We start from the raw sequence: 21506 nt of genomic DNA on the forward strand, positions 1-21506 counted from the left end.
GCTATTCCTTCTGGCGCACCCCGTCGACTGCCCCGTCGCCATCTGAGGAATAGGGCAGGATGCCGAAATCGCGCGACTTGGTCCCGTGCGCCGCAGTCAGGAAACCATCGGCTGTGAGGCCTCGCCTCAAAAGCTCCCGTACCGCGGCCGACCGGCTCGGCATGCGCTTGTCGAAGCGCCAGTTCTCCAACGCCGCCAGTTCATCGACGGTCAGCATGATCTGCAATCGTTCCGGGCGTTCCAGTTCGGACATCTCGGCCTCCAGTCATACCAGGCTAAAAGAGCTGAGTTAGTATGTTCCTAATTCTTTGTAGAGTTAGGTATGTTGGCAGAGTACGTCAAGATCTCCAGATGCGTGATCCGTGCAGAAATCCAATGAAGCGGATCAAGCATCAACTGCACAATCGACAAAATACGCTAACTATTTGATACTAAATAATTTTTCAAGATTTTCGCTTGTCAATCGCGGACTCTGGGCGCATGGTGAAAGCGAGGGATAAACCGCTCCTGAAAGGAAGGTTTTCCATGCGCTACAGATTTTCGGTTCGCCTGCATGACGACGTTAATTCCCGAGTTCGGTCTACATTGCAGTCCAGGATTGCCATCAATCTGACTGCTGTCGCCGAAGCCGTGCGACTGCAGAACCTCGCCGAGAATGTCGCGCGCGAAGACATCGAATGGCTCGTCATGCAAGCAGCCCAACTCCAAGGGGCGGCTATCGAGTTCGACGGCTTCACGGAAGCCGATCTGGCGGAGTTCGCGTGCCCCGAACTGATGCAAAGCAGTCCCGCAGTGGTCCGGGACGCCTTGGAAGGCGGGGTGGCCGTTTCGCCGGATCTTGGCCGTCAAACGCATTGAGCTATTGTGAGCCCCGCCCTGCTGCCGCCACGTGCAAGGCGGCAAAAAGCCCACCATTGGGATGGCGGGCTTTAGACTGGATACCGGCGCCGACATTGATGCCGGTGCCGACGCCAACCCCCGCGCCCGCAGCAATGCCGCTCGAACCGACGACCGTTGCGACCCTGGCACGACTAGCAGCACGACGGGTGCCATGAACTCCAATGCGGATGAAAACTGCCCTGCAACCCCCGCAAGGTGCTCAACCCGATGCGTCCAACAAGCCTGCCGGGACGGTTTCACCGACTGTCAACGACAACAATTGCAGTAAGTAGTTAGCCGCGACAACTGGGCTTACGATCGCGGGGGGCTTACGCTCGCGGGACCAGTTCTAGCTGGTCCCGCTGCCGACCACGGAACGGGGTGCAAGGAACGCCTGACGATAGGCCCGGCGGAACCGGGAGTCCGTGCCACGAATGTAGCATGCGCTGGATTTAAGATCCCGCGCTGGTCTTCAGTCTCAGCAGGATTTTCTTGCGGACTTGGTTGAATCAAATCCGCTCGAGTTCACGCTTTGCGTGGTCGCGCCTTGGGTTTGGTTTCCTCCTTGGCGGCCGGCTTAGGCTGGCGTGCTTTCGGCTTCGGTCGGCTGGCGGTCTCCGGCGTGGCGGTTTCTGCGTCGATTTCGGCGGTAGCCTGATCCCAATGCTGCTGATGCGCCCCGTCGGGCCTGCCTGCCTGTTCCCAGATCGCGTGTGCCCGCTGGCGAATCCGTTCCTGCCTGTCCGTCACTGTTGCCTCCGTCGGCTCGGTTCATGCGTAAGCAACGTTGTTCTAGCCGAAATTTCGAGCCGCGTCTTGAGCGGCAGGCAACACGGTTATTGAGCCTCTCTGTCACACAGGACAGCGACGCCGAGGAGCGCCGCCTTCTTGATGATCAGCCCTTCAAGATCGGCGTCCGAGCGCTCCGTTCCGGTGCGTTCGCGCAACAGTGCAATCGCTGCCTTCATCGACAGCAGGCCATCGCCTCGTTCAGCAAGCAGTTTGTCGACAGCTGCGGCCACGTTGGTCGGCTCGACATGCGGCAGCATGGGAATGGCTCCTTTCCTTGTTTCGAGGCGACTGCGGCAACTCCATCCCGATCGCTCGGGATGGAGTTCGATTCATAAGACCGTGACCTTTCCAAATCCGGTTCGCGGTTTGGGAACGCCGATCACTCGATGACCTGCACGATCCTGCGGGTGCCTGGGTCGACGAGCACGGTGCGATTGCCGACGACGACGTATCTGTACCGCACGTCGGGAACATCGATCGGTTGCAGCTCGACCGTATCGGGCAACGTGGAACCGATATTGAGCTCCACCCCCAGAAGATTGATCGACGCCAACGGGTGCTTGTGGACGTATTCGCGGATGACCGTCTGCTGTTCGGGCGTGACAATCACCTGGTCTGCGGTGGCCACGCCGACGCCGGCGAGCAACACCAATCCCGCCGCAGCAGGAACAAGGTGGATTTTCATCGTCTACTCCTGTTGTTAACGGGCCTCGCCTTTACGGTTGCGACGCGGCATTCCGGTCGAAGCGGCGGACCCTCTAGGCAAACGCCCACGCCACCTTGTTGTTCCGTAAGTCGCGGCTAATCGAACAGCGGTGAAGTGCCCGTGCGGCGGCGAATGGGCTGCGGTGGCCCGCCTCGCAAGACGCGGGCCGATCGGGTTCCCGATCAGCAGCGATACCGGAGGGGGTGATATCGGCTGCGTCCAAAATAACATTTAGGACAAGCTAATGTTCCTGAGCGAGGGCAACAATGCTGCCGGCTCAAGCGGCGCGGCGTTGCCGCCCATAGCAGCCCCTTGGTAGCCCCATGGCGGCCAATGGACGGGCTACTGCTTTGGCGGCTGTGGCGGCACCTCGCCGGGCTTGATCACGGGGGTCTTGCCATCATCCGGCGGTGGCGCCGCCATGCCCTGATCGCCCGTTGGCGGCGGCTTCAGCACACCATCGCATGGCTCGAGCGTATCGGACAAATTGTTGCCGGCCGGCTTCTGCTGCTCGCTCTTCTGGTCCTGCGGCTCGACCTTGCAGCGGTCGGATTGTGCCGGTTCGCCCGTCTGCGCGGCCGCCGGCATCGCCAGCACCAGCGCGCCTAGCATGTACGGCAAGAAAATGAGCGGTCTCATGTCGAGCTCCTTTCGCGCCAAGATCGTCTGACTTGTGAAGACAGGCGGGCGCGATTGGTTCCGTCGTGCGGCAATGCGCCAAGCCCGCAGTCGTCCGGGAACCGGCCGCGGGATTATGAGTTCAATCATGGAGACTTATGAGTTCAATCATTGAGTCAGTTCAAGGCCGCCGACATTATGGAGAACCAGCGATGGAACCGCGCAGGAAAGAACGAACCGACGACGAGACGGAGAGCCCGACCATCCAGCAGCAGGACTGGGATGCCATCCGGAGCGGGAGAATCCTCCCTGACGGCGTGCCGCAAAACGGCGACATCCGCTACGACGTCGAGAAAGACGGCGAACTGCCGGAGGAGGACGACGATAACGCTTACCAGGAAAGCGACGAGGCCTTGCCGGACGACACCGATGAACGCGCCATTTCGCGCGATCTCCAACGGGAAGGTGGTCCTTTCGACGAGGAATGAACCGCCGCCTTCCGCACTCTGCGTCGGCGGTCGGATGAAAAGCCCCTGCTTTCAATCCGGGAGGTCGAAGACCGGATCCTGGCAGCGATAGACCAGACATTGACCGTCACGCGTCCTGACATAAGCGGCGCCGGGCACCGCCGGCCAGTCGCATTCATTGCCGAATTGGCGGACGTATCGTAGGTGTTCTGGCCGGTGGTCAGCACCACCGAGCGATGCCTCTGGATCAGAAGCTGTGTCTGTTCGCAGGTCATCGCGCGGCTGTCCGGCCGGGCGTGGGCCGTCGCGGCAAACATGAGCGCCCCGGCTGTCAGAACTGCCGCTTCTGTCAGGACTCTGGCCGGCATGACACCATCTCCTGTGAAGCCTACTTCTGTGAAGCCTAACGCGCATCTTGGTTTCGCAAGCGCCGGAAGCCCTCGCGCAGAGGCAAGATCGTACAGAATGCGAGGGAAAATGCAAAAAAACCCGCCGCACCTTTCGGCGCGGCGGGCTCCAACTGAACGTCACTCTTTCGTCAGGCTTGGGCGGCTTACTCCTCCTTCACCGGCCCGAACCGGCGCACGATCACTTCGAAGACGATGTCTGAGATCCACATGGCCGAGACGCCGATGAGGAACGCCGCGGCGAGCGTCGTGGTGTCGTCGTCCGGAGAGGGGATGGGCAGGCCGGCAGCGCGGAAATAATGCACGACCGGCAGCGTCAGATAGGCCGCCGCCAGCGCGCCGCAAATCGGTGAGGCCACCATCTCGCGGACCTTGTAGCGGTGACGCGACAAGGCCCGCAAAATGCCGCCCGAAAGGCCGGCGACCAAGACCGGTGCCTTGATGCCTAGGACGTCGAGCAACTCGTGCATCATGGCGTCCACCCGCACCATCTGGCGCCCTGCCCGTTGAAGGCATTCATCTCGTCGAGCTCGGGCCGGGTCATGGCGGCGACGACGGAGGCGGACGGACGGCGCGGCTGGTTGTGGTCGCACCAGACCTGGCGTGGGTTGCCGGCCGGCGCGGTTGTCGTACAGCCGGCGAGCACCAGGCAGAGGATCAGCGCCTTGCCCATTTCCCAGCCTCCGCTCTGGCTGCCGCATCGGTCATGCCGGCGGCCTTGCGCCCTTCGGCGGCGGCCTCGCGGTTCATTTCGAGGCGGTCCTCGGCGGCCGCGACTTTTGCCTCGGCCTGTTTGACCGCCGCCTTATTCGCCCGGTTGATGCCGCCCGCAACGTAAAGGCCGATGCCGCCGACCACAGCAGCGAATACCGTCATGACGGCCTTGTTGCCGATGATGGCGCTGAGAATGGTGAGGAGCGCGGCCATCACAAATCCTCCGCGCGGCGGCGGCGAAGGAACTCGGTCAAAACGCCGTTGATCACAAGAAACCAGGGGAACCATTCCCCCGGGATAATCGGCGAAAGAACCTGCGGGTCGACATAGGTGACGATGGTCGCAATGATGCCGATGGCCGCCTGAAGCCGCGCCCAGAATATTGTTTCGCTGTCGCGGAAAAAGTTCTTGATCCGGGTCCACATGTCATTTCCTTCCGAATAGTTTCAGGATGGCTGTGATCAGTGCTGCCCAGAAGCCGGGCTTGCCGACAGGTACGGGAGGCGCGGCAGAGGGCGTGGCGGGCGGCTGTGGAACGGCAATTGGCTTCGCGGGCTCTGGCGGAGCTGCAGGCCGAAGGACAACCACCGATGACACCGGACCGGCAGACGGCCAGCGCGTGTCCTTGATGCGCGACCATTTGCGATAGGCCTCGGCAAGCCTGGTATCGTAGGCGTTCTTACGATAGCCGGCGCCGTTGTAACCCTTGGCGAATCCCGCCCAGTCATGATTGCGCAGATTGTCGTCGAGCCGCTTCTCGACGATGAAATCGATCGCCGCGCTGAGCTGCAGCGCCTCGTCCGCCATCATCGCCTCGACCATCGCCTGCACGGTAAGAAAGCCGGTCGCCTTGAAATTCTCGCCGAGAACCTGGCCCAGTCCCCACGAAGCGGATTTGAGCGCCGCGGTTTCGTCGATCGCACAAGCTGCCTTGAGCCGTGGGTAGCTATCCCTGGGATAGGGCTTCTCGCCCCACTTCGGATAGGCCAGGCCAGCGGCTGCCGCTTGCGCCCGCTTGGCGCCCGACAGATTGCGGTAGAAGACATGCGGTTCGAACAGGATGACCGGCCGGCCAACGGCGTCGAAGCCGTGCCCGCTGGTTTCAACATCGAGGAACGCGTGCATCTCGTCTTCGCCGACGCCGATCCGGGCGCCGAGTTTCGGCAAATCTATATCGTCGAGGCGCCTGGCGGCGCCCTTGAACGTCATTTCCATGGGCAGTCCTTTCCGCCCTTGTGGGCAGGGTTTTGAGGTTGAAAAACAGATGCGTCGCGGCAAAGTAGAATTGGGCGGCAGCGCGTGCCGATGTTGCGGCAGCAAGCAAGGTTGATGTTTTCGACCCGCCGTGTGAAATGGGCGCGGGATGGTGAACATGTCTGAAGATGAACAATCGGCTGCGGCGCGCTGGACGGTGAAATCCGAACTCCGCGCGGTCGGCCGCGACAAGCCGCTGCTGCTGGTGCTGGCGGCGATCCTCTGCCTCTATTGTGCGTTTATCGCCGGACCGATCGTCTACGCGGTGCTGGCCATCAACGGCATTGCAGATTTCTTCAAATGAAGCCGGTTCCGGCGATCTCGCTCCGTTCCGCCGCGCCGCGTCTATCGGCCCCGAAATTGCTTGACCTGGACGAAATTGCTTAGCCGGGATGAAACTGTTCCCGTCTATCGTTCGTAGCTTTAGGGGGTACGGGAGGACACGTGACGATAAGAATCAGGCTTCCGGGCGGGACCTTGAAGATCAAGAAAAGGGAAGAGCTGCGGCGCCGCGAGCAGAAGGGCGAGGTACCGGTTTGGCAGGTCGGCAATTACTTCGTCATCTGGTGGCCGAGCGGCATGTCCGATCGCCCATCCTCGCCCAAAAAATCCTCGCCCAAGAAATAACCCGCGCATCCGACGATCTCGGCTGGGCACTGACGCCTCCGTGCGGGATCAGGAACCGCCTTGCGCGCCCAACCTCCGACGGCCGCTCAACTAGTCCCAGAAATAGTCAGGAGGCAGGCATTGACTCTTCCGCCACGGAAGGTCTCTGGTGCTGCATTGCACAATGGGGCGGCGGAATCGATGGCGGTGCGTATCAGGATGCCTGGCGGCACGCTGAAGGTGAAGGTGTACCGCGAATTGCGCGACCGCGAGCGCGCCCGCCGCATCCCCGTCGTCAAGATCGGCCGGGTTTATTTCACCTGGTGGTCGAACCGGCAAAGCGCCGTCAATGATCAGCCGCTGGGCTGACCCACCTGACGCTCGCGGCCTGGCGAGGCGCCTCCCCACCAGGCTCTGCCTTCCGGCCCAAGAAAAGTTGATGAAGCCGCTGTTGACTCTTCCGTAACGGACGGTCTCTATTACCGCATTGCACATCATTGCTGCGCTGCACAACGGGAGTTGGACCGATGACGGTGCGTATCAAGTTGCCGGGCGGCACCTTGAAATTGAAGACCTATCGCGAATTGCGAACCCGCGAACGCGACCGCCGCGTGCCTGTGATGAGGATGGGCTCGCTGTATTTTGTCTGGTGGTCGAAAAGCCAGGACCCGCACCAGAAGCCGCAGGACAGCTGACGGTAGCCGCTGCGCCGGCGGATCTGGGTCCGCGTCAGCGATGAACCCTAGCCGAAATACTGTCTCCCCAAGGATTTCTGGTCGAGTTGCCGTGCCATGTTGGTGCGCTCGAGCGGCTCCCGATTCTTCTACCGCCTTTCGGCGATTTTCAAACGGCGTCTAGACTGGCGGACGCGGTCGTCTCACAAGCTTGCAAACCGCCGCCGCTTGTCGCAATAGCTAGGCCGTAAGGAGACGCATGGATGATGGAGGCGGACCTGTCTATTGCGAACAGCCAATTTCGGTTGTCGGTTCAGTTCGCCGACGAGCCACTAATCCCACGTGCAATTATTGATACGGACCTCGAAGACGCGGCGCGGGCATTCTTGGAAGGGGTATCTGAACACCAACATTGGAAGCATTTCAGATTCTTCGAGCGATCGCAGCTTTTCGCTGAGAGGGCGCGAAAATCGCGCTTCGGCTGTAACTGATATGCCATTCGTTCCACCATTCCTCTACCGCCTAGCCGGCATCAACTCCGGCCCCGCAACAAAGCTAAGTTTGCGGAGCGTCCGCAGTTTGCGACGGGGCAAGCATGCGATCGGCGAAGAATGCATCATCAACGGCGTCTTTTCCTTCGATCGCGCCGATGCAAAGATCACCGTTGGAAAAAGATCCTATATCGGCAAGAGCCACCTCGTCGCGGCTGAGAGGATCGAAATCGGCGATGACGTGATCATAAGTTGGGGCACCACAGTGGTCGATCACAACTCACACGCGACAGGTTGGCAAGACCGCAAGGAAGATGTCGCCGACTGGCATCAGGGAAAAAAGAACTGGTCAAAGATCACCATCGCGCCAGTCAAGATTGAAGACAGCGTCTTTATCGGCTTCAACGTCATCATTCTTAAGGGCGTAACGATCGGCAAGGGATCGGTCGTTGGTGCGGGGTCTGTCGTCACAAAAGACGTGCCGCCCTTTAGTATGGTCGGCGGTAATCCTGCAAAGCAGATCGGTGGCGCTGCTACCACATCAGCGATTTGAGCACAGAGCTCCGGCCATGTAGGCCATCCAGCGCATCGCCATGTTGGGTGCGAACCTGAGAAATTCGGTCCGCAGCCTGTGTTTCACCCATCCTTTTGTCGTGCCAGCCAGATGCTGTTCATAGGCGAGGTCGTGAACAAAGACCTTTAGTCGTTCGACCTTTAGCCCAGACGTTGTGAGCAGGTTTTCAAACGTCTGGGTCGTGTAGAAGTTGATATGCCCATACGGACCCGACATCCGAATGGCTTTGCTGAGATCTCGCGTATGCTCCAAAGGCACTTCGACATAGAGCTTCTTGCAGACCCTTGCCGCCTCTGCCAAGAACATCCGCTCGTGCTCGACATGCTCGACGACGTGAATGGCAAGACCTAGATCAAACGACTTGTCGGGATGGGGGATGTGATAGCCGTCGAAGATGTCGAGGCTGGCCAGGTTGATTATTTTTCTGGCCTTGATCGCCTCGACGCCGCTGGTCGATATCTCGACGGCGCCAAGGGTCTTCCCGAGGCCCTTCTTGCTCAACTTGTCCAGCACCGCACCTTCACCGGCGCCGATGTCGAGTATCTTGTCGAAGGACTGCCCGTGAACGATCGCTTCGATGTGCCCGATCGACTGATTTGATGCGATTTCCCGTTTTGCGGCTACTTTTCCATCGGCGTAGTAGTCGTCATAAATCGCGATAATGCTGCCGGCATGAGCCATGGAACAATCCTCCAAGGACGCGCCCCCGCCGACGTAATGCTGCCATTGCCCGCGAATGGCGTCTAGTGCGGACTAGGCGCCGCCCAGCCAGACTGCAACGAGACCCTCGACATCTCCGTCAGGCGCCGGGATTTCCCGGCCGTGCGTCGGATCGCTTGGCTTCGCGACCATAATCATCGCGCCCACCACCAGCCATTCCTCGCCCTCCTCGAGCTCGGTGACGATTTCGCCCTTATGCTGAATAGCGAATGCCATTGCTTTATCCCCTTTCCGCGACTTGTTCGATGAAGCGCAGCGCATTGCCGTCATGGCCGGCATCGTTGAAATGCAAGCCCTCTTGATAGTTTCCCGAATTGATGTAGTCGAAGCCGTCGATCGGGATGGTCAGCACATTGCGCGATCGATAGGTCTGACGGATTGCGCCAAGGGCGGCATCATAGGTCCGACCGCCCGTGTAGCTTGCATCCCATGCGGCTGACGGCCGCGTCGGCGGCATCACAATGATACGCGGTGCAGCTGCCGCCTCCAGCGTGTTGATGATTGTTGCGATGTTTGCCGATATCGTGGCCGGTGGCGTGCCAAAGCTGTCGTTGATGCCGAGCGCCAGAACCGGCACGATCTTGCCGCCGGCATACCCGCATTGAGCGGCGGCCGACGTAAGACGCGCGGTGTTGAACGACGAGAAGGCATAGCTGCCGTGTGCCGCGCGCAAGGTGCGCAGGCGCGGACGCGAGCCGGCCGCCTTGAGGCCAAGCCGGATAAGCCCGGTAATTTCGACAGGACCGCCGACTGCCGTAAGCGTGTAATTGCCGCTTGCCGCTTGCCCGGTCAGGGACGGCCCAGAATATTGATCCAGCAGGAGTGCCCCGGCGCAATTGACGGTCTTGTAGGCAGCACCGCCATTGAACGCAAAGGCAAGGGAGCCTTGGCCGGCGTCCTGTGTATAGTGCACGTCGACCTGTTCATAGGCGCCGGTGAACGCCACAGACGCGCCTGCCGCCAAGATGATGCTCTCGCCGATCGGCCCGCGCGATCCTGTCGACACGCTGCCGGCGACTGTCACGCCATAGAAGGTCGGAACATAGGTAGAGCTTGGCCGCAAAGCAGTCATGCCCGGCTCGTCAGCCGCAATGCCGAGATTGGCGAAACTGGTGACCAGGTGGAACCAGTGTTTCGCCCCATCGCTGGCAAGCGCCCAATGGCCGATGCTATCGGCGATCAGGCAAAGCACGTCGTTGTTGGCGATATGCTCAGCCATTTTCGCGCGGAAGCCGTCATACAGATTTTGCAAAGATGGCCGGCGCGGAATGAAGAAGCGCTTGCCGCCGACCACCGGCTTGCCCGGCCCCCAGAAGCCGTCGCCAGATGCAGGAATGGCCGTCAGGGCAAAGCTTCCGGGCGGCACATAGGGATTGGGATGAGCGGCAGCCGCCGACGCAAACAGCGCGGTCGCGTCAACGACGCCGTTCGTATCGGCGCCAGCCAGCAGGTTCATGCCGGTATTGCTAGCGCCGCCGGCCAAGGCCCGGTCGGCATCGGCGAGCAGACCGGTCTTGATCGTAAAGCGAACCTCATATCGATGCTGGGCGGACGATGCTACGGTCGCGCCATTCGACAGCGCGCCTGCCTTGATCCATGCCGGAATGCCTTGCGGGTTGACGCTGTTTTGAAACTTGTAGGCGCCGCCGCTGATTGCCGGATACTTGCCGGCGGGGATCGGGATACCCAGCGGGATATGAGCGACGCCGTTGATCAACGTCACAGCATAGGTGCTTAGGACGTTGACGACCAACCCGCCGAGGTAATCGACGACGTGGATGAATGCTTGACCGGCGGCAGCGCCCGCGCCGACGTCGACTGCGGTAATGTACCCATCGGCCGGCGCTGGCGTCTGCATGATGGCGCTGTAGCTGCCCGGAACGTCCGGCCCCGTATTGACCAGCGCCGGCCACCCGATTTCCTGACTAAGCCCGACAGCGGAAACGAGACCGTTTGCCGTGGTATAGGCTGCGCGCGCTTTGACGGCAACTTCACCGCTAAAGGTTGCGTTCCATTGTGGACCATTTACCGCGCCTATGGTCTTGGCAGTATGCGAGGTCGGAACCGCCGCTGTGAACCACTCGACTTCACCGTTCGGAATTGCCCCGGCAGTATAGTACCAGCTGCCAACACCAGTGCGCTGGACGCCCATGACGCTGCCGGCCGGCTTCAGGATCGCGAGCCCCGAAACAACTGACGACGGGCCGGCTGGAACGGATATCGTTTGCTCGGAAACCAGGCTAAGCGTCCCGTCGCCCTCGAGGTGGGCGAAGACAATATGGGCTGTCCCCGGCACGGCGCCAAATCCAAGCTCCAAGGTCGACAGATATTCATCGGCCGCCGACACCGATCCAGGCCAGAAATAAACGCTGTCGTTGGTAATCAGCGTGCCGCCGACAGAACCAGTGATCGGAACCGGCCCAACGACCCGCGAGCTGATCAGGGCAATTTCCGCCGGTGACGCACGAATGCCCGTATCGACGGCAATCGGGCCTGTCCCGACGCTGTAAAGCCCCATAATGCCGATGCTGACAGTGGTCCAGAAGTACTCGCCGACATCGACATTCCTGCCCAGCACCACCATCGCGGCGGCGCCGGCCAGCCCTGCCGAAGCCGCAAAGCTGAACGTCGGCGCCACTGTGTAGGAGCCCGGCACCGTGATCAGTATCTGCGTCAGCGCTCCGCCCGCCACCACGAAGCGGCCGGCAGCACCCGAACCGGTCCCGCCGGCAAACGCCAGGTCGAACGTGCCGTTGGCGCCGCCCGAGCCTGCCGTGATCGCGCCATTGCCGACGACGCCGAAGCCGATTGCCGCAGCAGTCGTCGGGAAGATGCCCTTGCCGTAGAGCGAAGCGTCGCGTGCAGCCTGAGCGCTGATGACTGCCGCCGCGGCTGCGACGGCATCGGAATTGGTAGCAGCCCGGTCGGCAGTGGTTTGTCCGGCATTCGCGGCGGAAGCGGCGGCACTGGCGGATGCCTGGCCGGCGCTGGCCTCGGCGGCATCCTTCAGCGCCTGGGTTTCATCGCGCAGCGCTTCGATCTCATCGATCGCGTCCGCGATGTCGGGCGGAACGGAGGCGGCGACCGTGATGACATCGGTGCCGATAGCCGGCTCGTCGGCCGTAAACTCAAAGACGCGGTCGGCGTTGGCGGTGCCGATCTGGGTGTGAACGGTCGTGCCCTTCTGCAGGGTCCGAGTAGTGCGGGCGTCGGCGGCACGGAACCAGTCGCCTTCGCTCGCCGTGTAGATGCCGTTCTGCGTCGGGTCGGCCTGGTCCTTGACCAGCACGCGGTCGCCGGCCTGCGCCGGCACGGCGTCGATCGTCTGCAGGCCGTGCAGGAGGATGTTGGCCGTGGTTGCGAGGCGCACGGGTTCGCGTCCGCCGGTCAGGAGACGAACGGCGGCAGTTGCAGGTCGGGACATGAGGTCGCTCCATAAAAAAAGCCCCGCATAAGCGAGGCTGGAAGGGGCTTCGGGTTCAGTGCGGGGCGGCGGGAGACTTAAAGCTACGCGGCCGGACACGGCGCTATCTGGCGCAGCCGGCACGGACGATTTACATTTTGCGGACAGCGAGCAACGCGATTCGGGGCTTACAGCAATCCGCCAATGAGCCTTCTTGTGCCGCCCATGGCGGCCAGCCCGCAGGCCATGCCGGCGCAGTCGGCGACCCAGTCGAGGATATCCATATCGCGCGCTATCAGTTGCGCGCCTTGAAGAAGCTCGATCGCCGCGCCGGTCATGGCGAGGAGCACGACCAGCCTCGTCTTGTGTTCCGGCCAGCCGAGGCTTCCGAGTGCCGCCAACACCGCGAACGCCGCGGCGTGGTTGAGTTTGTCGTGCTGGAAGGTGAAGCCCATGTCCAACTCCTGCAGGAATCGCGCTGGCGAAAGCGCGAGCAGGAGAACACCGGCCAAGGTGAGCAGAAAAACGATCCTTGCCATGGTCGGAAAAGAGTCTGTGCGCAACAAGATAGGGTCAATCCTTCATCTGAAACAGGATGTCTGATCCTGGAGGCACCGCCAATTGGGACCGCTCTGCGGTTATCGACGCCATAAGCCAGCATCGTGACCACAATCAGGCCGCTGGCCGATCGCGGCACGCTCTGCCTGTCTGGTTGCCATCGCCGGCGTGATCCGGTCGAACCGGCTGCCGGCCTGCATCAGCGACGAGCCACGGAGCGCTCATTACATCACCTCGGAAGCAACGGAAGCACGTCTCGTCACGGAACTTGAGGCGTCCGCCCAACATTTCGGCGTAGGCAGGAGTCGCCGGCACGTTGACCGGGATAATGTCCGCGACTGATTTTTCCCGCTCGCGCGGCTTCGACCCACTCTTCCATGGCGCCTATATAGCCGTCTAGGGCATCATAGGGTGTCTTGGCGTAGCGGCAGGTTACATAGGCTGGGGGCACGTCGCCGACGATCACCATGTCCATGACGGTACATCGGTTTGGCCGGCATGAATTTAAAGAGAAAGATATAAATGACGCCATCTATGCAGTATCCAGGATATTCGCCCTTGATGGCCGATACCCAGCTATGGGATTCCAGGTATGCGCGAGCCTCACGACGGGCGCCCTTGAACTCGAAACTGCCACAAGGATTGCCGGGCGGCAGGGCCTTGACACTGCTAAAATCGGGGCTGGCATCGTTCGAGTTTTCCTCCAGGCCGTCTGGGAAATGCGTGACCGCTCGGGTTCGAGACCTGGTTGGCGAAGGTGATCACCGCACGGGTAGCGTCCTTAACTGACGGCGCTTGCCCACAAGCGGCAACCGATCACTCTCGAAGTTCTGGTAATACCCTTTCGTCGAGGAATTTGAGACGGCTATCCAACATTTCGGCGTTGGCTGGGCTAGCCGGCACATTGACCGGGATTAGATCCGCCACCGAGTCCCCTCGTCGCGCAGCTTCGACCCACTCTTCCATGGCGCCGATATATCCATCCAGCGCCTCGTATGGAGTCTTGGCGTCTACAGCCGGCAGATATGTCGGGGGCACATCGCCGACGATTACCCATATCCATGGGTCAACTTCTGGCCTGCCCGGAACAATCTCGAAGAGAAAAATATAGATTATGCCATCGGCACCGTATCCAAGGTACTCCCCCTTGATGTCTGAAACCCAATCATAGAAATCAAGATATTTTCGGGCTTCCAGACGTGCAGCATCAAGCTCTTCATCGCCTGTGCTTTTGTCAGCCGACGGCAAGCGGGTGACGCTAGTCAAGTCGGGTTTGACGTCGCTATAATTTCTCTCGACCACTTGTGTTCCCTTTCATTTCTTGCTTGAGCCATCTTCTTCTTGCCCAGCGAGCATAGTCTCCTGCATCGCTATGGTGTTTAATATGATCTGCTCTCGCACGATGCGTGATGTTTGATACGTGATCTGCCCCCCCCGTCGGCCAGCACTTTCTCGTGAGACACATCCATATTCCGGCCCGTAGCAGGATCCTTCGGCCAAGGCTGTCCGTGCAGCAGTTCCCATTGCCTGCGCAGCGCCTTATTGGTTGTAGTGCGCTTAGTGGGCACGAGGCTGAGATCGTACATCTCAGCCTGTGTCAGGTTCCCTGCGGCGGATGAAGCTCTTGTGGAATTGACGCCATCTTGTGCCAGGTCGACAGGGTCTTCGACGGCAGCCGTGGGTATCGGTGAAGCCTCGTCTGCCTGACCTGCAGCAAATTCAGCATTTGCAGTACGGCCGGTGAGCTTTGCCACCACCTGGCTGCCAACTGCACTGAGTCCCTCGGCAAGGACATTGCCGCCCGCCCCCCAAAGCGCGCCGTTGGCAATCCCCCACGGGACGCTCCCGCCGGTGTTGTAGGCGTATGCCCCGCCATAAGTGCCACCCGCCACACCCCCGACGCCGGTTCGGGCAGCAAGACCGATCAAGCCGTTCTCCGCCGCCGCGCCAACGCTTGCCCGGCCCAGCAAACCGAACAGACCCTTCGCCAGGCCATATCCGCTCAAGCCGGCGCCGAGGGCCTCCGCCGCCCAACCGGCCGAGCCGGCCCGGTCCTCGGCGTCCGCTGTCTCGGCCTGCTCATCTTCAAGAAGGTTCTCGTAGTTTCCGCTCGACCAAACGGAGTCCAGCCCGGCGGAGATCGCGTCCGCACCGTCGGCAGCCGCGCCCTTGGCTGTTAGGCGGCCGACATCCGAGAACGCCAAGCCGAATTGCTGCAGCAGCGGCATGGTGCTGTACTGGGCTCGGGCCGGATGTTCCCCGATCCACGCCAGCCCGTTCTTGAGCACTGCAACCTGGGCTTCCAACAACTCTGGCGCGAGGTTCGGATCTTGGGCGGCCTTGGCTCGCCACTGGGCTTCCGCCGTCAAAGAAAGCTGTTGGGTTGTCGCCTTGCGAGCATCCGGATCGCGAACCGCCAGGACAATCGAACTCAACTCGGCAAGGCGCTTTTCGAACGGCACGCTTTGGTCGATGTATTTCGCCGCCTGCTGGTCAGCTGCGGCCCAGGGCAGCGGCAGTATCCTGTCAAAACCCATCTCTTGCTGGGCCGCGATGGCCCAGGTGATGGCGGCCTCATGATCCTCCGGAGTTGATACCTTGCTCCAGTCCGGAGCCTTGTTCGAGAACAGTTGGCCGACGTAACCGGCGGGATCGGCGCGCCTGGCACCCAGCACCAATTGCGCGGCGCCGGCCCTTATCTCGTATTGCTCGCGCTCTTCCCGCGAGTCGTAGGGGCCGGGTTCAAAATCCCGAATCTGGGCGTGTATCGCCCGGTTCGGGACGGGTCGCATGTCGAAAACCGCGCGGCCGATATCAGCCGTTATGTTGAAGGCTTGGAGGCGCTTGCCGCCATCTTCGGCGCCGTAGACGGCAGTGAAGTCTTCGGCATTCGGTGTCTTGCCAGAATAGCTGCCGGTATTGGCAATGGCAGCCGGGGCGTTCTGCAAGGCGAGGTCGATGTCGGTGCGCGCATCGACCAGGCTTGCGGCAGTCGCTACCTGCGCCTTCCGGCCGAGATCCTGAATCGCGTCCGGCGACAGGTCGGCCATCCAGGGTCCTGCGGCAGCCCAGGCCGTATTTCCGACAGGCCCCATGGAACCCGTGCGGATAGGTGTTTTGTCGGATGGAAGGCCACTTGCGGGCGCTTCGCGCGTCGCCAGCACGCTGGACCCACTCGCCCGAGGTCCGCCCACAGCCTCGATAGTATCGTCCTTAGTCCTGCCGTCCGTTGAGACCGGCCCTCCCCCCAGCATCCCGGCGGCGCGCTTCGGATCTTGCGCGATCATCGCCTGGACGAGCGCCTTTGCCGTGTTGCTGCGCCAGGCAGCTTCGGCCGCTTGCCTGGCGAGTGGGTTGCCCATCTTGCCGATCAGCCCGAGCCCGCTCTGCCTGATCGCCTCGAACGTGCCGCTATCGTCCGGGTCGCCCTGCGCGATGGCGATTGTGTAGCCGTCCTCGACCTTACTCCACTCGGCCTGCTCATAGTTCTGGCGCCGCGCGTGCTGCTGCGCGGCCATGCGCGCCGAGCCGGCGAGCCGCAAAGCCTGCTTTTGTGCGAGGAAATTGGCGCGTTCGCTCTCCGGCACTTTCGCCGCGGTGTCGTCGAAGATCTGGTCGAACACGCCGGGCTTGACGACGCTATCGCTGCGCGGATCGAGCTGGCCATACATGAAGTCGTGCAGGCCGCTGCCGTCGGCCGGCGCGGTCTGCACCGCCACGGCCTCGGCGTGGGCGATGCGTGCGTTGAGCTCGCGGCCGATAATGTCGGCGTCGAACGCATCCTGCTGCTGCTTCTGCTGCCGAAAGCGTTCGGCTATCGCCGACAGCTCGTCGCCAAAGCCTTGCATGGCGGCGCCCACCGGCGAGCCGTTGGGATAGGAAACCACGTTGCCGCTATCGAAGCGGCGCTGGGCAAGCTGGAGGGGGATGGTGGCCATCAGTAGAGGCCTCCGCCCGGCGCCGGCGGGAAGGCGCTTCTGCCGAACGTCACCGCCTTGGCCGGGTCGTAGAGGCCGGAAAGGCCCGACACGAGGTTGCCGCCGGCCTTGAAGATCGAGGCGCCCCCCGCCTGCTTGCCGGAAAAACGCGCGATCGCCGCCTGCGTGGCGAGACTGTCCTGGCGCAGCTGCGAGCCGTACTGGATCGCCTTGAGGTCGAGCTGGCCCTGCCTGGCATTGGCGGCCAGCACCTCGGTCGGCGAGCCTGATATGCCAACGCCCGATGCGCCAGCCTGGGCACGCGCCTGCGCCTGCAGCAGGTCCTGCTTGTGGCGCTCCTGGCCCTGCTCGAAGGCCGAGCTTTGGGCGTCGGCCCGCGCCTGCTGTTCATAGGCTTTGGCCTGGTAGTCGGCCATTTGCTTGGACTGCTGGCCTTCCGCCAGCGCGCCGCCGACGGAAAGGGCCGTGCCGATAAGAGCTAGTGTGCACATGGTCAGCCTCGTTCGCCGGCGGGAATGAATTTGCTTTTGATGCCTTCGACCGGTGCGCCGATCGCAGGGCGCCGGTCGAGCACGCCGCCTGGGCTGAGGAAGGACAAAAGCAGCCTGTCGGCCTGGATCGCCGGGCGGCTGAGACGGGATGGCGCGGCGGCCCGCGCGCCGGCCATGGCGGCGCGGCGGATGGTGGTCAGGTTGACTTTGAAGTCAGCACCGCCGTCGGTGTCGAACAGGCCGTTGGCGGTGGTGATGGCGCGGTTCAAGGCATCGGCCGCGAACAGTTCCTGGCGCAGCTGTTCGATCAGCCAGTGGACCATGCGCCAGCGCTCGCCGAGAGCCTCGGCCTTTGTCCTGACCTCGTCGCCGGGCGCGGGCGTATCGGCGCGCGGTTCGGCGGGGGGTTCGTCCAAGGGGGCGTCGACGCGACGTTTTTCCGCGTCCTCGATGGCTTTCTCGACGAGCGCAATTGCAGCGTTGCAGTCGTCTAATGCGGCACGCGCCGCCGCCAGGTCGCCCTCGCCGAAGATCGCGCGATCCTCGGCCTGTTGCAGCTCCTGCTTGCGGGCGATCGCCTCGTTGAGGTCGGTGTCGAGCAAGGCGATGACGGCGGCGAAATGGGCAGCCGTCGGCGCCCTGCCGAGTTGCTCGGCATGGGGGATTTGGGTCACGGGATGAGTTCCTTTGTTGGGGAGGCGATGGAGGACGGAGCGGGTAATCTCCCCCCTCGAGGGGGATGCCGAGCTGTGGCAAAGAGGGCAGGCCAGAGGGGGTCGCCTCGCGTGGAGCGCCGGCGTTCTCGCCCGCGATGGAGGCGATAGGAGGCCGCGTCAGGACGAACCGACCCCCTCTGTCGCCTTCGGCGACATCTCCCCCTCAAGGGGGAAAGATTGGCAGTTTCAGCTAAGGCTCGGCATCGAACACCGGCGTCATCGCCCTGATCGTGCACGGCGTCGGATTGGTGTGGCGGATCTTCACCCTGCCCTGCCCTTCCCACGAATCGTCGATTGGCACCTCGACATTGCCGGTGAACAATGTCGCCATGCCGTCGGGAGCAACCACGGACGGGACGCGAACCTGCTCCCAGCGGCCGCGGATGAACGACTGGACCTGGAGCCCGGTGGTGTCGGTTTCCAGCAGCGATAGAATGACCTTGGCGACCTTCTTGCGGCGGCCGACAATCGAACCATCGCGGCCGCCGACGTCGAGCTCCAGCGTGTTGGCTTCGGACTGGTAGGCGAGCCCGACCTGCCATTTGGCGGCGGTGGCGCCACCGGGCAGCATCACCTGGCCGGAAGCAACCGTAAGCCCTTTATAGACCTTGCCGCCGGCCAGCACGTCGACCGGCTGGTCTTCGAGATGATCGAGGCCGGAGACGACGTTGACGGCGGCGCCCGAATAGGTCAGCCCGCAGTCGATCTCGAATGCGTCCTCGACCGCGCCATACTCGAATGGCACCGTCTTGATCTCGATATAGCGCCTGGTCGCGCCGCCGATCGTACGCTTGACGATCAGCCAGAGATCGTCGTTGCCGCCCTGGCCGGGCGTTACCACGGCACTCTCGACAATGGCCCAGCCCGATCCGGCAAAGCTTCCGGCGATCTGGTGGATGTGCATGCCGCGAACGTCTTGCGACGGCTGATGGGTGTAGCCGCCGAGTTCTCCATCCCCGAGCGGGAACCAGAGCAGCGGGTCCGGGTCGGTCTGGAAGGCGAGTTCGATCACGCCTTTCTTCGCAATGTGCTCTGATATCTGACCGACATCGTCGGAGGTGAAGCGGCCGGTGGCGTTTTGCGTCAGCTCGGCGATCGATTTCCGGGAGCGGGTCACATAGAGGAACGACTGCCCCGCATCGACAGGACGCAGCGGGGCACAGCCGAAAGTCCGCGACCGGCGGTTCTTGAACGAGGACGGCGTCAGCGCCTCGTCGATGCCGGAGCCCGACAGCGCCCTCACACCGCCAAGCGTTCCGATGATCAACGCACCGTCCGATTCCGCCACCCACGTAATATCATTGGCCTGACCGCCACCTGCCTGCACGAACTCCAGCGCGTCGGTGTCTTTCTCGCCGGTGGCGAAGTTGTCGAAATCGCCGGTTTGCGAGGCATAGACCGAGAATTTTCGGCTGAACGCCAGACGCTCCTCGTAAAGCGAACCGCTCTGGACGTACTTGCCGGGCACGAACGTGCCGAGACGCCAGCGGGTGATCGGGCTAAGATCGGGCAGAGCGTGCCCGTACAACTGGATCGTGACCACCGTCGTGCTGGTCCGGGCAATGACCTTGGCCCAGCGCCAGAAGCCATCCGCGCCAAGCAGCCGAATGGCGCGGCCGACATCGCTGGTCTGGAAGCCAGTACCGTCGTTGATGCCGACGATCGAGGAGGCCGAGAGATCAAATGGCGTTTGCGACGGCGCGTATTCGTGCAGGGCCAGTTCGGCGATAGCGGTTCCGTCGCTGCCGCCACCTGAAAACAGCAGCTGATAATATTCGTAGGCAACCGTGTTGTTGAAGCCGTCGAAGAAGCGGGTTTCCGACTTGGACCAGCCGGTCTCTCCGTCCCGGCTGTCGAGCGTCGTCCAGTCGGTGCCGTTGTGCGAGGCCTGGAATTGCCACTGGGTTGGCGATGCAGTGTCTGAGTGATCATTCGTCGCGGTAATCCAGTAGGCGTCGACTGCCTTGGCCCCGCCGCCGCCGAACTGGTAGCGCAGATACCCGCTCGGAAATCCCGCTATGTTCTCCCCCTTCTGCTTATCGCCGTCGAAAACCTGCCACACGTCGGATGAGCCGTTGCTGTTGCTGACCGTGCCGCTTGGCAGCGTATTCGAGGCCATAACCGGCATGGCGTTGCCGGTTGCGGCCGGTGTCAACGTCGTGGCGGTGGTGTTGATCTTGTCGTATGGGCCGTCGAGAAAGACGAAATCGGCGAGCGTCCAAGTCGTGTGGGCGGTGCGCGTCAGCACTTTGACCGGATGAGCCTTGTGGGTGATCCACATCTGGTCTGCCGACTGGACGAATTGCAGGTCGAAGAGATCGGCCTCGAGATAAGGCGAAACGACTTCGACCGTGCCGACACGGGCGCCATAGGCATAGACGCGGATGTAGAGATCGCCGAATTCGAGCGCATAGGCCTGGTCGGCCGAGAAGATGAACGGATCAGCCGTGTCGCCTTTGACGGAGCCTTCACCTCCGCGCAAAAATAGGTGCCGCCGCGCTTCCTGATGCCGCCATGCGGCAGCGTGACGAAATTGGTGCATTTCGACAGCGCCGCCCGGTAAAGATCGAGCGAGGCGCGAGCATGCAAGCGGGGAGAAATCTCGCCGCGGATGAAAGCGTCCTGGACCGGATAGAGCGTGGTCATCGGCCGACGAACCTGTTGTCGCCGCGCTGGAAAGCCCAGGACATCGTGGAAAATCTGCCGCCGCGCTGGATGGCATTGGCCGAATAGGCTGCATCCAGCGCCCTGTCATAGGCGTTGCGGGCGACCTCGATCATGCCGGCCTTGTGGGTCAAGGGATGCGCGATCTTGACGGCGAGCGCTGCAACCAGCACTTCGCTGAACAGCGCGTCCCAGTCGTTGGGGTCCGTAAGATTGGCGACATAGCGGATGACGCGCGGCCCGGCCTGATCGGAATAGATCAGCCCGGCCTCCTGCCGCCACGAGAGCTGCACGCCGTCCGGGTCGCCATTGAGGGTCAGCGGCAACGGCCGCAGGCAGTCGGCGGGAAGCTCGTAGGCGACGTTCAGCGTGCCAGCGCTGCTGCCGGTATCGAACCCTGCGACCGAGGCCGTCAGGATGGCGAAGACGAAGGCATGCTTGGTCAGTTCGGCTTCCCGCGTCAGGTCGAAGTGCAGATTGAGCAGGCGCGCCGCCTTGCCGTCCTGGTCGAGGCTGTCGATCGGCGCCTCATCGAGTACCGCTAGCGCCATGTTGGCGATGTCGAGCGGGGTGATGGCCATGGCGTCAGGCCTCCGTCAGCATGGTGGATCGGGCAGAACAAGGCATGGTGCCTCCATGGCAAAAAGCCGCTTCGAAGCGGCTGGGGATTTTTTGTGATTTGTGGCTTGGGCGGAACGTCGCACGTCTCGTGCGTGGCGCCGTCACGATGCCAACCCGTCAGGAAACGGTGGCACGCGCTGCGTGATCCGTCTTTTATACCTTCGAGCAAAGGAGACGGTGATGCTTTGGCTATTGCAGTTTCACGACACCGCC

28 protein-coding genes are annotated in these 21506 nt (G+C 62.2%); 8 read left to right on the plus strand and 20 right to left on the minus strand.

Annotation, left to right across the window (positions count from 1 at the left end; translation table 11 throughout):
- Position 1 precedes the first annotated feature (1 nt).
- Positions 2-253, minus strand: coding sequence for a hypothetical protein (locus tag NKJ08_RS15780; protein WP_352524161.1), 252 nt, complete (start codon positions 251-253; stop codon positions 2-4).
- A gap of 227 nt (positions 254-480) precedes the next feature.
- Here NKJ08_RS15780 and NKJ08_RS15785 point away from each other — a divergent pair, with 227 nt between their 5' ends.
- Positions 481-858, plus strand: a complete 378-nt coding sequence (locus NKJ08_RS15785) for a hypothetical protein (RefSeq protein WP_352524159.1) — start codon at positions 481-483, stop codon at positions 856-858.
- A 546-nt stretch (positions 859-1404) separates the two neighbouring features.
- On the opposite strand, the gene NKJ08_RS15790 is transcribed toward NKJ08_RS15785, so the two are convergent.
- From NKJ08_RS15790 to NKJ08_RS15805, 4 genes are all read right to left on the minus strand, one after another.
- On the minus strand, positions 1405-1629 hold the full coding sequence (locus tag NKJ08_RS15790) for a DUF2934 domain-containing protein (RefSeq protein ID WP_352524158.1): 225 nt from the start codon (positions 1627-1629) through the stop codon (positions 1405-1407).
- Positions 1630-1715: 86 nt separating this feature from the next.
- Positions 1716-1928 (minus strand): hypothetical protein, encoded by a 213-nt coding sequence (locus NKJ08_RS15795; protein ID WP_352524156.1) that lies wholly within the window; start codon positions 1926-1928, stop codon positions 1716-1718.
- 122 nt (positions 1929-2050) lie between these two features.
- Positions 2051-2356 carry a DUF1236 domain-containing protein gene (locus NKJ08_RS15800; protein ID WP_352524154.1) on the minus strand — a complete coding sequence of 102 codons (306 nt, stop codon included), beginning with the start codon at positions 2354-2356 and terminating at the stop codon, positions 2051-2053.
- A 363-nt stretch (positions 2357-2719) separates the two neighbouring features.
- A complete protein-coding gene (locus NKJ08_RS15805; RefSeq protein WP_352524153.1) occupies positions 2720-3016 on the minus strand; it encodes a hypothetical protein in 297 nt (98 codons plus the stop codon).
- A 191-nt stretch (positions 3017-3207) separates the two neighbouring features.
- Here NKJ08_RS15805 and NKJ08_RS15810 point away from each other — a divergent pair, with 191 nt between their 5' ends.
- Complete coding sequence (locus tag NKJ08_RS15810; RefSeq protein ID WP_352524152.1) at positions 3208-3483, plus strand: hypothetical protein; 276 nt, start codon at positions 3208-3210, stop codon at positions 3481-3483.
- 532 nt (positions 3484-4015) lie between these two features.
- On the opposite strand, the gene NKJ08_RS15815 is transcribed toward NKJ08_RS15810, so the two are convergent.
- The 5 genes from NKJ08_RS15815 to NKJ08_RS15835 are packed head-to-tail and all read right to left on the minus strand — an operon-like array spanning position 4016 to position 5798.
- Positions 4016-4339, minus strand: a complete 324-nt coding sequence (locus NKJ08_RS15815; protein ID WP_036245970.1) for a hypothetical protein — start codon at positions 4337-4339, stop codon at positions 4016-4018.
- A complete protein-coding gene (locus NKJ08_RS15820) occupies positions 4339-4542 on the minus strand; it encodes a hypothetical protein (protein WP_352524151.1) in 204 nt (67 codons plus the stop codon). Before NKJ08_RS15820 ends, NKJ08_RS15815 begins: the two co-directional genes overlap by 1 nt.
- Positions 4527-4796, minus strand: coding sequence for a hypothetical protein (locus NKJ08_RS15825; RefSeq protein ID WP_352524150.1), 270 nt, complete (start codon positions 4794-4796; stop codon positions 4527-4529). Before NKJ08_RS15825 ends, NKJ08_RS15820 begins: the two co-directional genes overlap by 16 nt.
- The gene (locus NKJ08_RS15830; RefSeq protein ID WP_352524149.1) at positions 4796-5008 is read right to left on the minus strand and encodes a hypothetical protein; all 213 of its coding nucleotides are present in this window, start codon (positions 5006-5008) and stop codon (positions 4796-4798) included. The genes NKJ08_RS15825 and NKJ08_RS15830 overlap by 1 nt, the downstream gene beginning before the upstream one ends.
- A 1-nt stretch (position 5009) precedes the next feature.
- The gene (locus NKJ08_RS15835; RefSeq protein ID WP_352524148.1) at positions 5010-5798 is read right to left on the minus strand and encodes an N-acetylmuramidase family protein; all 789 of its coding nucleotides are present in this window, start codon (positions 5796-5798) and stop codon (positions 5010-5012) included.
- A 157-nt stretch (positions 5799-5955) separates the two neighbouring features.
- On the opposite strand from NKJ08_RS15835, the gene NKJ08_RS15840 reads away from it, so the two are divergent.
- The 5 genes from NKJ08_RS15840 to NKJ08_RS15860 all read left to right on the plus strand — a co-directional run bounded on the left by NKJ08_RS15840 (position 5956) and on the right by NKJ08_RS15860 (position 8161).
- Positions 5956-6141, plus strand: a complete 186-nt coding sequence (locus NKJ08_RS15840; protein ID WP_352524147.1) for a hypothetical protein — start codon at positions 5956-5958, stop codon at positions 6139-6141.
- Between the two features lie 173 nt (positions 6142-6314).
- Positions 6315-6464 (plus strand): hypothetical protein, encoded by a 150-nt coding sequence (locus NKJ08_RS15845; RefSeq protein ID WP_352524146.1) that lies wholly within the window; start codon positions 6315-6317, stop codon positions 6462-6464.
- A 180-nt stretch (positions 6465-6644) separates the two neighbouring features.
- A complete protein-coding gene (locus NKJ08_RS15850) occupies positions 6645-6812 on the plus strand; it encodes a hypothetical protein (RefSeq protein WP_352782286.1) in 168 nt (55 codons plus the stop codon).
- A gap of 158 nt (positions 6813-6970) precedes the next feature.
- Positions 6971-7138, plus strand: a complete 168-nt coding sequence (locus NKJ08_RS15855) for a hypothetical protein (protein ID WP_352524144.1) — start codon at positions 6971-6973, stop codon at positions 7136-7138.
- A gap of 321 nt (positions 7139-7459) precedes the next feature.
- Entirely contained in the window at positions 7460-8161 is a 702-nt protein-coding gene (locus NKJ08_RS15860; RefSeq protein ID WP_352524143.1) for an acyltransferase, read from the plus strand.
- On the opposite strand, the gene NKJ08_RS15865 is transcribed toward NKJ08_RS15860, so the two are convergent.
- The 6 genes from NKJ08_RS15865 to NKJ08_RS15890 form a co-directional block, all read right to left on the minus strand.
- Positions 8150-8863 (minus strand): class I SAM-dependent methyltransferase, encoded by a 714-nt coding sequence (locus tag NKJ08_RS15865; protein ID WP_352524142.1) that lies wholly within the window; start codon positions 8861-8863, stop codon positions 8150-8152. The two genes, NKJ08_RS15860 and NKJ08_RS15865, sit on opposite strands and share 12 nt — an antisense overlap.
- A gap of 72 nt (positions 8864-8935) precedes the next feature.
- The gene (locus NKJ08_RS15870) at positions 8936-9118 is read right to left on the minus strand and encodes a hypothetical protein (RefSeq protein WP_352524140.1); all 183 of its coding nucleotides are present in this window, start codon (positions 9116-9118) and stop codon (positions 8936-8938) included.
- A gap of 4 nt (positions 9119-9122) precedes the next feature.
- Positions 9123-12326 carry an SGNH/GDSL hydrolase family protein gene (locus tag NKJ08_RS15875; RefSeq protein WP_352777413.1) on the minus strand — a complete coding sequence of 1068 codons (3204 nt, stop codon included), beginning with the start codon at positions 12324-12326 and terminating at the stop codon, positions 9123-9125.
- A 167-nt stretch (positions 12327-12493) separates the two neighbouring features.
- Positions 12494-12844, minus strand: a complete 351-nt coding sequence (locus NKJ08_RS15880) for a hypothetical protein (protein WP_352524138.1) — start codon at positions 12842-12844, stop codon at positions 12494-12496.
- Between the two features lie 835 nt (positions 12845-13679).
- Complete coding sequence (locus NKJ08_RS15885; RefSeq protein ID WP_352524136.1) at positions 13680-14165, minus strand: hypothetical protein; 486 nt, start codon at positions 14163-14165, stop codon at positions 13680-13682.
- Between the two features lie 77 nt (positions 14166-14242).
- Positions 14243-16381 (minus strand): hypothetical protein, encoded by a 2139-nt coding sequence (locus tag NKJ08_RS15890; RefSeq protein ID WP_352782290.1) that lies wholly within the window; start codon positions 16379-16381, stop codon positions 14243-14245.
- Between NKJ08_RS15890 and NKJ08_RS15895 the strand changes: the two genes are divergently transcribed.
- Positions 16364-16807, plus strand: coding sequence for a hypothetical protein (locus NKJ08_RS15895; protein ID WP_352782291.1), 444 nt, complete (start codon positions 16364-16366; stop codon positions 16805-16807). The two genes, NKJ08_RS15890 and NKJ08_RS15895, sit on opposite strands and share 18 nt — an antisense overlap.
- Here NKJ08_RS15895 and NKJ08_RS15900 read toward each other — a convergent pair.
- From NKJ08_RS15900 to NKJ08_RS15915, 4 genes are all read right to left on the minus strand, one after another.
- Positions 16801-17292 (minus strand): hypothetical protein, encoded by a 492-nt coding sequence (locus NKJ08_RS15900; protein ID WP_352782292.1) that lies wholly within the window; start codon positions 17290-17292, stop codon positions 16801-16803. The genes NKJ08_RS15895 and NKJ08_RS15900 overlap by 7 nt on opposite strands.
- 2 nt (positions 17293-17294) lie before the next feature.
- Positions 17295-17966 carry a hypothetical protein gene (locus tag NKJ08_RS15905; RefSeq protein ID WP_352524133.1) on the minus strand — a complete coding sequence of 224 codons (672 nt, stop codon included), beginning with the start codon at positions 17964-17966 and terminating at the stop codon, positions 17295-17297.
- Between the two features lie 232 nt (positions 17967-18198).
- Positions 18199-20490 carry a phage tail protein gene (locus NKJ08_RS15910; protein WP_352782293.1) on the minus strand — a complete coding sequence of 764 codons (2292 nt, stop codon included), beginning with the start codon at positions 20488-20490 and terminating at the stop codon, positions 18199-18201.
- Between the two features lie 160 nt (positions 20491-20650).
- Positions 20651-21253 (minus strand): phage connector family protein, encoded by a 603-nt coding sequence (locus tag NKJ08_RS15915; protein WP_352524131.1) that lies wholly within the window; start codon positions 21251-21253, stop codon positions 20651-20653.
- Between the last annotated feature and the right edge of the window lie 253 nt (positions 21254-21506).

The sequence above is a fragment of the Mesorhizobium sp. M0244 genome (genome assembly GCF_040321795.1).
GTDB lineage: Bacteria > Pseudomonadota > Alphaproteobacteria > Rhizobiales > Rhizobiaceae > Mesorhizobium.